Genomic DNA, 9,839 nt, shown 5'->3' with positions numbered 1-9,839 from the left:
GGGTTGGTGGGGGTGGTGGGGTTAGGCGACTAGGCGTTGGCGGAGGCGGGTTAGGTCTTCGGTGGTTAGGCCGCCGTGGCGGAGGTAGGGCTCGGGGCCTCCGTAGACCTCGTCTACGTGGGCCAGGATGGCTACCAGGGACTCGGCCCGGGTGTCGCGGAACTCGATCATCTCGGGGTGTTTGGTGGTGTCGGGTTCGGCGGCTAGTTGTTCTGCGAGCCACGGGGCCAGCCGGGACTGGGTGAGGTAGTAGTCGGCGATGATCTCGTCGCGCGGGACGCCGGCGATGCTCAGGGCCAGCGCGACCACCATGCCGGTGCGGTCCTTGCCGCCGTGGCAGTGCACGACGACCGCGCCCTCGGGTTCGTCCGCGATCGCCTTCACCGCGGCCGCGAACAACGTCGGCCGCCGGTCCAGCATCCAGGTGCAGGCGGCGATGATCGTCGGCTGCCCGTGCTCCGGATCGGCCGGATCCGCCAGCAGCTGCCGGACCGCGATCGGTGATCCGGTGAACGGTGTCGGCGCTTCCCCGACCTCACGGTCGCTGCGCAGATCGAGGATCCGGCTGACCTCGGAACGCCGTACCGCCGCAACGCCCTCGGGCGTCAGATACTGCAGACTCTCGGAACGGATCAGTACGCCGTACCGGATCGTGCGGCCGTCGGCCGTGGGCAAGCCGCCGACATCGCGGACGTTGCGGCAGCCGGGCCAGTCGAGATCCATTCAGCGGTCCTGCGGCCGGTCGGGATTCGGCCCCGGCCGGTACGGCGGCGGTGCCGGGTGCGAGTGCATCGGCGGGGCCGGCGTCCCGGGTGGCGGCGCGTAGCCGGGAACCCGGCCGACCGGCTTCCGCCGGCGCCTGACCAGGCCGACCGTCAGCAGGACGGCTCCGAGCGCTCCGAAGATCAGCATCGAGCCGATCGCGCCGAAGATCGACAGGACGAACGCCAGCACCGAACTCCGCGGGCCGACGGCATAGGTCGCGCTGGTCTCCTTGTCGGTGCAGCTGACCATGTACTCCCCGGCCGGTACGGCGTCCTGCGACTGGGCGACGACGTACCAACTCTCGTTGTTGACCGTGATCTGCTCGGTGTTCCGCGACTGCACGATCGCCACGTCGCCCGCCTGCGCGTCCTTGACCCGGCACGGCACCTCCAGCACCGGGATCGACGAGTAGATCGTCAGCCCTTTCTCCTCCAGCGTCACCGGCGTCTGGCTCTCACCGACCGGTTGGGGTGAGGCCGGCGCGGTCGTGACGATCCGCACGACGAAGAACGCCGTGAGTGCCAGGCCGACCACGAAACATCCGATCCCGACCCAGATCAGCGTTCGTCGCGGCGCAGCCGATTGGGCGGATGAGCTGCTCATGGCAGCACGTTAACCCGTTTAGGGAACGCCGAGGAGTCTCAGTCCAGCGGCTGTTGCGGCGGCGGCCACGACGATCAGGACGAACGGGGCTTTGCGCCAGGCGAGGATGCCACCGACCAGTACGCCGGCCGGTCGGGCGATGCCGGCCGAACCAGTGCCGTCGGTGAGCGCGGCCGTGGCGACGAGTGCGGTCAGCAGCACGATCGCCGCGGCCGCGAGCAGGCCCTGGACCCGCTCCGGGATCTCGTACCGACTGCGCAGCGCAGGCCCCGCGAACCGCAACGCGAAGGTGCCGACAGCAAGGATCGCAATGGCTGCCAACAAGCCCGTCATGGGGCGCCCAGACCTGGACTGAGGAGCGAAGGGAGCGCAGCGACTGGAGCGACGAGGGAAGGGCTGGGATCAGAGCCCCAGGACCGCCGCGCGGAGCGTGGCATATGCAGAGTCATCGGGCTACCTCCAGAACCGGGGCGCGGTAGAAGAGCAGGCCGGTCAGGGCGCACAGGACCGGTAGACCGGCGGGCAGGAACGGTGTGGTGGCCAGGGCGACGACGACTCCGACCAAGGCCGCCGTACGGGTCGAGCGGTCGCGCAGGGCGGGGAGGACGAGCGCGAGCAGGACTGCGGGGAAGGCTGCGTCCAGGCCGAAGACGTCGGTGTCGGCGATGACCGAGCCGGCCGCGGAACCGACCAGCGTGCCGAGGTTCCAGCAGATGAAGATGCCGATCCCAGCAGCCCAGTACGCCGCGCGGCGCTGCCGCGGATCGTCCTGGCCGATGGCGAAGGCAACGTTCTCGTCGGTCATCAGGTGGCTGCCGGGCCAGCGCCGCCAGCCGGACCCGATCTCGTCGCTGAGGGCCAGGCCGAACGCGACGTGCCGGGTGTTCACCAGCAGGCCGGCGATCATCGCCGCGATCGGGCTGCCGGCAGCGGCCACGATCCCGACGAACAGGAACTGCGATGCCCCCGCGAACACCACGATCGACAGCAGCACCGGCACCCACCAGGGCAGACCGCCACCGACGCTGATCGCGCCGTACGAGATGCCGACAACGCCGTCGGCCAGGCAGACCAGGCCGATATCGCGGGCTAGCCGAGGGTCGAGTGTTCGCCAGATCGAACGCATGGACATTATGATGAACACGAGACCGCCCGTTCGTCAACCCGAACGATCGTACCGATGGAGCGAACACGGATGGACAACAAGGCCCCACTGGATGTGATCGCAGCCTCCCTGCGCCGGCACCGGGCGCGCGCCGGCCTCTCGCTCAGCGAGGTGGCCAAGCGGGCCGGTGTCGCGAAGTCGACGCTCTCCCAGCTGGAGTCGGCCACCGGCAACCCGAGCGTCGAGACGCTGTGGGCGCTAGCGGTCGCCCTCGATACGCCGTTCGCCACGCTGCTCGACCCACCACGGCCAAAGGTCCAGGTGATCCGGGCGGGCGAGGGACCAGTGCTCTACTCCGAGAACCCCGAGTACAGCGCGACTCTGGTCGCGTCGAGCCCGCCGTACGCGCGGCGCGACATCTACCGGATCGAGGTCAGTCCCGGCCCCGGACGCCGGTCCGACCCGCACAACCCGGGCGTCGTCGAGCACGTCATCCTCGGCACCGGCCGCGCGCTGATCGGCCCGGCCGACGAGCCGGTCGAGCTGCACCCCGGCGACTACATCTCCTACCCGGGCGACCTCCCGCACATCTTCCGCAGCCTGGAAGAGCACACGATCGCAACGCTCATTTCCGAGCACGTGTAACGTTAACTGCTCACCTCTGGACAAGTCCGCGCACTTCCGCGCATCATCGACCTCGAGCGCTCCTGAATCGAAGTCCGCCCACTTCGCCCTGGAGGTCCGATGAAACTCAAGTCCCTACTGCTCTGCGCCCTGGTCGCACTCACCGCCGCGCTGCTCCCCCTGCCGGCGCACGCCATCGGGGTCACACCCGGCACCTACGTGAACTACACCTTCGACACGGCATCCCTGTCCCAGGCCGAGTTCCGGATGACGATCGACGCGTCACCGGGCCGCGCGAACGTCTACTGGGCCAACCAGTTCGGCTTCACCGCCGGCAGCGTCGGCGGCTACACCGGCCTGCAGACCCACCGCGACGGCGTCGGCATGTTCATCTACTCGCTCTGGAACTCCACCGCCTGGCGCGCCGGCGACGCCGGCACCTACTGCATCAAGTTCCAGGAAGACGGCACCGGCGGCAGCTGCCGGCTCGACCGCACCCCGGTCGCCGGCCACACCTACGCCTTCGCGATCGCCGACGAAGGCAGCGGCTGGTACGGCGTGACCGTCCGCGACCTGACCGCCGGTACGGCGTTCAAACTCGGCAGCCTGCAGACCGGTGACGGCAACCGGATCAGTACGTCGGGCATGGTCAGCTGGACCGAGTACTTCGACTGGAACAACAGCAAGGCCACCTGCGACGACGAGCCGTACTCGAAACTCACCATGCCACTACCGACCAGCGGCAGCAGTACGGCGCGCTTCACCGGCAGCTCAGAGAGCAGCGGCTGCGCGGCCGACAGCCAGGTGACGATCTCGGGCTCGACCGCCGTTCAGGAGAACGGGATCGGCAACTCGTCCTCCGGTGAGATCCGCGGCAGCGGCGGCTGCCTGGATATCTCCGGCACCGACAGTACGACGGTCCTGCTCTACAACTGCACCGGCGGGAACAACCAGAACTGGGTCCACGCGGAGAACGACACGCTGCACGCCTTGTTCAGCTGCCTCGACGCCAGCGCGACCCAGGCCGGAACCGTCATCGCCTACAGCTGTCACGGCGGTACCAACCAGCAATGGACGCTCGCGAGTGACGGCTCGCTCCGGGTCAACGGCAAGTGCCTGACCGCCCCGGCGTCCCTCGGCAACGCAGTAACCGTTGCTGCATGCAACAACTCGGCCGGTCAGCGCTGGACGCTGCCGAGCTGAGAACGCGTTGCGCCCCGGAACGCACAGTTCCGGGGCGCAGCCGCCATACTAAGACTTACTGCCTGGCTAGAGCTTGCGGCCGACAGCGCCGACGATGCACTCCTCGACCTGGTTCAGCGGCTTGAGCCGCGGGCCGTCCGGCCACCAGTCGTCGCAGAGCACCAGGCCTGGGGCGACCAGCTCCTGGCCGGGGAAGAACTCCATCAGTTCCTTGCGGGTGCGGAACCTGCCGCTGCCCATCGGACTGTGGATGAACTTGTCCTCCATCTTCTGGGCGACCTCGGTGTGCTCCGGAGTCTCCGGGTCGAAGAAGTGCGAGATCACCGTGTATGACCCGGGCACCACCGCGTCGACGTACCCCTGCATGATCTGCGCACCTTCGGAGCCGATGTAGTGGTGCAGCGTGCCGGCCTGCATCACGGCGATCGGCTGGCTGAAGTCGAGGAAGTTCCGCACCTCGGGGTGGCTCAGCACCTCTTCCGGCTCGAAGATGTCGGCGCTGACGAACAGCGTGTTCTCGTTCTCCTCGAGCAGCGCGCGGCCGTGCGCGAGCACCACCGGGTCGTTGTCGATGTAGAGCACCTTGGCGTCGGGCTGGATCCGCTGCACGACCTGGTGGGTGTTCTCGGCGGTCGGCAGACCGGATCCGCAGTCCAGGTACTGCGTGATGCCCGCCTGGCCGGCCAGGAACCGGCACGAGCGGATCAGGAAGTTCCGGTTCGACCAGGCCAGGTCCTGGGCCTGCGGCGCGGCGGCCTGGACCCCACGCAGTACCTCGCGGTCGACCTCGTAGTTGTCCTTGCCGCCCAAGAAGGCGTCGTACACCCGGGCGATACTGGCCCTGGTGGTGTCCACCCCGACCGGAACCGAACTGGGAGCCTTGCTGGAGTCGGGCATACAAACCTCATCACTGTCTGTCGGGAGCTATGAGGGAACTCTACTGACAGTAGGGCCCGGTGAACACGTCGTGCACGCGGGTCGTCCTGGACCACGTCGCGCGTGGTTGTGAAATGATCCCTGACGACCCACAGATCTCAGGAGGCGAGGCGTGACGGAACCGGCGTACGGCGGGCCCACCGCCCTGCGCATCATGCTGGGCTCACACCTGCGCAAGCTGCGCGAGGACGCCGGGATCAGCCGCGGCGACGCGGGCTGGGCGATCCGCGGCTCGGAGTCGAAGATCAGCCGGCTCGAGCTCGGCCGGGTCGGTTTCAAGGTGCGCGACGTCGACGACCTGCTCACGCTCTACAAGGTCGACGACGAGGTCGAGCGGGACCGGCTACTGAGCCTGGCCCGGCAGGCGAACGACCCCGGCTGGTGGCAGCGGTACGACGACCTGACGCCGAACTGGTTCCATTCCTACCTCGGCCTGGAGATGGCCGCGGACCTGATCCGGGCCTTCGAGCTCCAGTTCATCCCCGGCCTGTTGCAGACCCCCGAATATGCTCGCGCAGTGATCGCGCTCGGCCGGCTGGACGAGCCACTGCCGCGCGCCGAGCAGGACCGCCTGGTCACCCTGCGGATGCGCCGTCAGGAGGTGCTGACCCGGCAGCGACCGGCCCGGCTGTGGGCCGTCATCGACGAGGCCGTGCTGCACCGGCCGATCGGCGGCAAGACGGTCCTGCGGAACCAGCTCGAGTTCCTGATCGAGCAGGCCCGGCGGCACAACGTGACGGTGCAGATCATCCCGTTCGGCAAGGGCGGCTACACCGCGACCGGTGGCGCGTTCACGCTGCTGCGCTTCAACGAAGCCGAGCTGAACGACATCGTCTACATCGAGCACCTGACCAGTGCGGTCTACCTGGACAAGCGCGAGGACCTGGACGCGTACATCGTCACGATGGACGCACTGTCCATCGCCGCCGCGCAGCCGCGGGCCACCGAGGAGCTGATCCGCGCGGCCATCGACGCGATCTAACTGGCTTCTCGGAGCAAGGCACCTGGACCAGCCAGGATCGCGACCTGGCGAGGCTCCGGCTCATGGCCGGCCTCACACCTCAGCACGACGCTCACGTGCTCACCGCAGTCGCGATGGCGCGGCTCGATCGGCGGACCGCCCTCGGTCGGGAGGTACTGGTCGCCCCACTGGATCATCGCGACCAGGACCGGGTAGAGGTCGAGACCGGCCTGGGTCAGGCGGTACTCGTACCGCTCGCGCTGGCCGGGTTCGCGATACGGGTGCCGGCGCAGGACGCCGCGCTCGATCAGCGCGGCCAGCCGATCGGTCAGGACCTGCCGCGGGATCCCGGACCGGGTCCGGATGTCCTCGAACCGGCGGACGCCGACGAACAGCTCGCGCAACACATGGAAGGTCCACTTGTCGCCGAGGATCTCCATCGTCCGGGAGATCGTGCAGTTCTGCGTCGAGAAGGCCATCGCCTCCGGAACCCGCGTGCTCATGGTTCGAGGATAAGTCTGCTTGACAGACTTAGCCAAGTGCAGTCAGGCTGAATCCGTGAATCAGACTCAGCTCGTGAGGTCCCCCGCGATCCGTCGCGCAGGGGAAGCCGACCTGGACGAACTCGCCTTGATGCTGACCGGACTGTCCGACCTCAGCCTCTATTTCCGCTTCCAGGCCGGCGTCGGCCGCCCACCACGACCGGCCCTGCTGCTGCGGATGCTCTGCCCGAGCGGCGCCTCCTGGGTCGCCACCCGGGACGACGCGGTCGTCGGCCACGCGATGTGGGCGTGGGCCGTCGGCAGCCCCGGTACGGCGGAGCTCGCCGCCGTGATCAGCGATCCCGAGCAGCATCGCGGCCTAGGTGTCCGGATGCTCGCCATCGCCGCCGCCGACGCGATCGCGTCCGGCGCGACCCACTTCCTGTTCGTGGTCAGCTCCGCGAACGACGCCAGCCTGCGGATGATCCGCCGCCGCTGGCCCGATGCCACCGTCGAACGCGACGGCTCGCTGCTGATGTTCCACGCCCCCGCGCGGGTCCCGTCTCAGTCGGTCAGCCAGGCCCGCTCGATGGCAGCAACCAGTACGTCGGCCGCGGCCGCGGTGTCGTAATCCGGATCGGTCAGGGACTCGGACACGATCGCGTCGACCCCGCCCCCGATCACCAGGGCCGCCGTCCGCACATCGACCACCCCCTCTAGACCTCGCGCCGCTCGGGCTGCAGTGAGCAGGTTGGCAACGGCGGACCACCGCTCGGCCGAGGCGAACTCCGGCGTCACGTTCACCATCGCCTCGATGATCATCCGGGTATGCCGCGGATTGACGCGCAGATGCCCGACCATCGCCCGCACGTACGCCGCCGGCCCACCGGCCGGTGCAGCGGCGTCGACCGCCGTACCGACTGTGGTGACGAGTGCGGTCAGGACGTGCGTGTAGGCCGCCTCGACCAGCGCGTTCTTCGACGGGAAGTGGTACAGCACCGCGGCCTTGGTGATCCCGGCAGCCTCCGCAATCCGGGCCAGCGAGGTCGCCGGGTAGCCGTGCTCGGCGACCAGCTCGACCGTGACGTCGATCAGCTGGGTCCGCCGGGCCTGCTCGGTGAAGGTCCGTTCGCGCATGACCTCAACTTACCCTATGGTGGAATTACCTACCAAGCGGTTAGGAGAGACATCATGGTGAAGCCTAAACGCCGTCGGCGACTGCTGATCGTGCTCGGAGTTATCGGCGCTCTGGTGCTCGCGGGCGTTTTCGTTCTGCGGACGCCGTCGCCGGTCGGGCACTGGAACAGTGCGTCCGGATATGAGGACTACCTGGCCAAGTACGGGCAGTCGATGCAGGACATGCCGAAGCCGGCCGCGACGCTCGATGTCCGCACCGACTACGGACTCGTCCGGGTCTATCGCTTCGCCGGTGCCCAGCAGAAGTTCCACCCGCTGGTCCTCCTACCGGGCACCTCATCCGGTACGCCGGTCTGGGCCGACAACATGCCGTCGCTGCTCAAGCTCGGCGATGTCTACGCGCTCGACCTCCTCGGCGAGCCCGGCCTGAGCATCCAGAACCGCCCGATCACCAGCGCCGAGGACAAGGCTGCCTGGCTCGACCAAACGCTGGCCGCGCTTCCGGCGAAGCAGTTCAACGTGGTCGGCCTGTCGATCGGCGGCTGGACCGCCACCAACCTCGCCGTACGGCGTCCTGATCGGATCGCGACCCTGACCACCCTCGAACCGGCCATCGTGTACGGCGACATTCCGGCCGAGACCGTGATCCGGTCGCTCCCGGCCGCGGTCAAGTGGCTGCCGCGTTCGTGGCGTGACAGCTTCAACTCGTACACGGCCGGTGGTGCTCCGGTCGAGCAGGTCCCGGTCGCCGACATGATCGAGTCCGGCATGAAGAACTACACGATCCGGCAGCCGCAACCCGGCCGGATCACCGAGGAGCAGTTGGCCGGCCTCACGATGCCGGTACTCGCGATCATCGCGGGCAAGTCGGTGATGCACGACCCGGTCAAGGCGCGCGAGGTGGCCGAGCGTGCGCTGAAGAACAAGACGGTGAAGTTCTATCCGGAGGCCTCACACGCGATCAACGGCGAGTATCCCGACCAGCTCGCCGCCGATCTCCAGGCCTTCCTCACAACCCACGGAAGAACTTCCTGATGTCGTCGACCAGCAGATCCGGTGCCTCCAGCGCCGCGAAATGACCACCGCGGGTGAACCCCGACCAGTGCACGATCCGGTGCCGGCGGTCCAGCACCCGCCGGATCGCCGGATCGGTCGGGAAGACCGCCACCCCGGTCGGTACGCCGGTCCGCGGCGGCGCGGGTTCGCCGCGACCCTCGTAGTACAGGTTCGCGGAGCTCGCGCTGGTGTTGGTGAACCAGTAGATCGACGCGTCGAACAGGATGTGATCGAGGTCGACAGCCTCGTGTGGCAAGGGTTTTGCCGGGTCCGTCCACTCCCAGAACTTCTCCAGGATCCAGGCGAGCTGGCCGACCGGTGAGTCGCTGAGTGCAAACGAGATTGTCTGCGGCCGCGTCCCCTGCAGTTCGGCGTACCCGGTCCCAACGGCACGCAGCCGCTCGGCCGCAGCGAGCCGCTCCCGCTCGACCTCGTTGAGGTGCTCGAGATCATCAGCCTGTACGTCGGGAAACGCCAGCCCACCGTTGATGTGTACGCCGATCACGTGCTCCGGGTCGACCGCCCCGAGCCACGGTGACACGACTGATCCGGTGTCCCCGCCTTGAGCGCCGTACCGGTCGTAGCCGAGGCGGCGCATCAGTTCGGCCCATCCGCGCGCGATCCGCTGATGGTTCCAGCCGGACTCGAGCGGCACCGAGAACCCATGCCCCGGAACTGACGGTACGACGACGTGGAAGGCATCGCGCGGATCCCCGCCGTACGCCGCGGGATCCGTCAGCGGCCCGATCACCGGCAGGAACTCAGCGACGGAACCCGGCCACCCATGGGTCAACACCAACGGCAGCGCATCCGCCTGCGCCGACCGCACGTGCAGAAAATGCACGTCCTGCCCGTCGATCCGCGTCACGAACTGCGGATGAGCATTCAGCCGCGCCTCCCACCCCCGCCAGTCGAACTCGATCCACCGCTCAACCACCCACCGCAGATAGTCGGCCGGAACCCCACC

General features: G+C 68.3%; 13 protein-coding genes. 5 read left to right on the top strand and 8 right to left on the bottom strand.

The features are described from left to right. Nucleotides 1-21 precede the first annotated feature (21 nt). The 4 genes from E1261_RS39870 to E1261_RS39855 all read right to left on the bottom strand — a co-directional run bounded on the left by E1261_RS39870 (nt 22) and on the right by E1261_RS39855 (nt 2,494). On the bottom strand, nt 22-723 hold the full coding sequence (locus E1261_RS39870; protein ID WP_132414943.1) for a tyrosine-protein phosphatase: 702 nt from the start codon (nt 721-723) through the stop codon (nt 22-24). Then, nucleotides 724-1,368, bottom strand: a complete 645-nt coding sequence (locus tag E1261_RS39865) for a hypothetical protein (RefSeq protein ID WP_132414942.1) — start codon at nt 1,366-1,368, stop codon at nt 724-726. 18 nt (nt 1,369-1,386) lie between these two features. Continuing rightward, entirely contained in the window at nt 1,387-1,701 is a 315-nt protein-coding gene (locus tag E1261_RS39860; RefSeq protein ID WP_132414941.1) for an AzlD domain-containing protein, read from the bottom strand. A 112-nt stretch (nt 1,702-1,813) separates the two neighbouring features. Further along, a complete protein-coding gene (locus E1261_RS39855) occupies nt 1,814-2,494 on the bottom strand; it encodes an AzlC family ABC transporter permease (RefSeq protein ID WP_132414940.1) in 681 nt (226 codons plus the stop codon). A 54-nt stretch (nt 2,495-2,548) separates the two neighbouring features. On the opposite strand from E1261_RS39855, the gene E1261_RS39850 reads away from it, so the two are divergent. Both E1261_RS39850 and E1261_RS39845 read left to right on the top strand, forming a co-directional pair. Then, nucleotides 2,549-3,118, top strand: a complete 570-nt coding sequence (locus E1261_RS39850) for a helix-turn-helix domain-containing protein (protein WP_238176735.1) — start codon at nt 2,549-2,551, stop codon at nt 3,116-3,118. A gap of 99 nt (nt 3,119-3,217) precedes the next feature. Then, nucleotides 3,218-4,300 (top strand): RICIN domain-containing protein, encoded by a 1,083-nt coding sequence (locus E1261_RS39845; protein WP_132414939.1) that lies wholly within the window; start codon nt 3,218-3,220, stop codon nt 4,298-4,300. 66 nt (nt 4,301-4,366) lie between these two features. Here E1261_RS39845 and E1261_RS39840 read toward each other — a convergent pair whose 3' ends face one another. Next, nucleotides 4,367-5,197 carry an SAM-dependent methyltransferase gene (locus E1261_RS39840; protein ID WP_132414938.1) on the bottom strand — a complete coding sequence of 277 codons (831 nt, stop codon included), beginning with the start codon at nt 5,195-5,197 and terminating at the stop codon, nt 4,367-4,369. A 193-nt stretch (nt 5,198-5,390) separates the two neighbouring features. Here E1261_RS39840 and E1261_RS39835 point away from each other — a divergent pair, with 193 nt between their 5' ends. After that, complete coding sequence (locus E1261_RS39835; protein ID WP_132414945.1) at nt 5,391-6,218, top strand: helix-turn-helix domain-containing protein; 828 nt, start codon at nt 5,391-5,393, stop codon at nt 6,216-6,218. On the opposite strand, the gene E1261_RS39830 is transcribed toward E1261_RS39835, so the two are convergent. Further along, complete coding sequence (locus E1261_RS39830) at nt 6,215-6,700, bottom strand: winged helix-turn-helix transcriptional regulator (protein WP_132414937.1); 486 nt, start codon at nt 6,698-6,700, stop codon at nt 6,215-6,217. The genes E1261_RS39835 and E1261_RS39830 overlap by 4 nt on opposite strands. Nucleotides 6,701-6,773: 73 nt before the next feature. Between E1261_RS39830 and E1261_RS39825 the strand changes: the two genes are divergently transcribed. After that, the gene (locus tag E1261_RS39825; protein ID WP_238176733.1) at nt 6,774-7,310 is read left to right on the top strand and encodes a GNAT family N-acetyltransferase; all 537 of its coding nucleotides are present in this window, start codon (nt 6,774-6,776) and stop codon (nt 7,308-7,310) included. On the opposite strand, the gene E1261_RS39820 is transcribed toward E1261_RS39825, so the two are convergent. Next, nucleotides 7,244-7,816, bottom strand: a complete 573-nt coding sequence (locus tag E1261_RS39820) for a TetR/AcrR family transcriptional regulator (RefSeq protein ID WP_132414936.1) — start codon at nt 7,814-7,816, stop codon at nt 7,244-7,246. The two genes, E1261_RS39825 and E1261_RS39820, sit on opposite strands and share 67 nt — an antisense overlap. A 54-nt stretch (nt 7,817-7,870) precedes the next feature. Here E1261_RS39820 and E1261_RS39815 point away from each other — a divergent pair, with 54 nt between their 5' ends. Beyond that, on the top strand, nt 7,871-8,851 hold the full coding sequence (locus E1261_RS39815; protein ID WP_132414935.1) for an alpha/beta fold hydrolase: 981 nt from the start codon (nt 7,871-7,873) through the stop codon (nt 8,849-8,851). Here E1261_RS39815 and E1261_RS39810 read toward each other — a convergent pair. Next, a partial coding sequence (locus tag E1261_RS39810) for an epoxide hydrolase family protein (RefSeq protein WP_132414934.1) occupies nt 8,826-9,839 on the bottom strand: 1,014 nt, incomplete at its 5' end. The two genes, E1261_RS39815 and E1261_RS39810, sit on opposite strands and share 26 nt — an antisense overlap.

This window comes from Kribbella albertanoniae (genome assembly GCF_004348455.1).
GTDB classification, from domain to species: Bacteria; Actinomycetota; Actinomycetes; order Propionibacteriales; family Kribbellaceae; genus Kribbella; species Kribbella albertanoniae.
Note: the sequence above shows the minus strand (reverse complement) of the source record. Positions and strands in the feature narration are given on the sequence as shown.

Bases quoted from the DNA above. Each gene is read 5' to 3' on its own strand.
- E1261_RS39870 (WP_132414943.1), bottom strand. From the start codon at position 723: ATGGATCTCGACTGGCCCGGCTGCCGCAACGTCCGCGATGTCGGCGGC.
- E1261_RS39865 (WP_132414942.1), bottom strand. From the start codon at position 1,368: ATGAGCAGCTCATCCGCCCAATCGGCTGCGCCGCGACGAACGCTGATC.
- E1261_RS39860 (WP_132414941.1), bottom strand. From the start codon at position 1,701: ATGACGGGCTTGTTGGCAGCCATTGCGATCCTTGCTGTCGGCACCTTC.
- E1261_RS39855 (WP_132414940.1), bottom strand. From the start codon at position 2,494: ATGCGTTCGATCTGGCGAACACTCGACCCTCGGCTAGCCCGCGATATC.
- E1261_RS39850 (WP_238176735.1), top strand. From the start codon at position 2,549: ATGGAGCGAACACGGATGGACAACAAGGCCCCACTGGATGTGATCGCA.
- E1261_RS39845 (WP_132414939.1), top strand. From the start codon at position 3,218: ATGAAACTCAAGTCCCTACTGCTCTGCGCCCTGGTCGCACTCACCGCC.
- E1261_RS39840 (WP_132414938.1), bottom strand. From the start codon at position 5,197: ATGCCCGACTCCAGCAAGGCTCCCAGTTCGGTTCCGGTCGGGGTGGAC.
- E1261_RS39835 (WP_132414945.1), top strand. From the start codon at position 5,391: ATGCTGGGCTCACACCTGCGCAAGCTGCGCGAGGACGCCGGGATCAGC.
- E1261_RS39830 (WP_132414937.1), bottom strand. From the start codon at position 6,700: ATGAGCACGCGGGTTCCGGAGGCGATGGCCTTCTCGACGCAGAACTGC.
- E1261_RS39820 (WP_132414936.1), bottom strand. From the start codon at position 7,816: ATGCGCGAACGGACCTTCACCGAGCAGGCCCGGCGGACCCAGCTGATC.
- E1261_RS39815 (WP_132414935.1), top strand. From the start codon at position 7,871: ATGGTGAAGCCTAAACGCCGTCGGCGACTGCTGATCGTGCTCGGAGTT.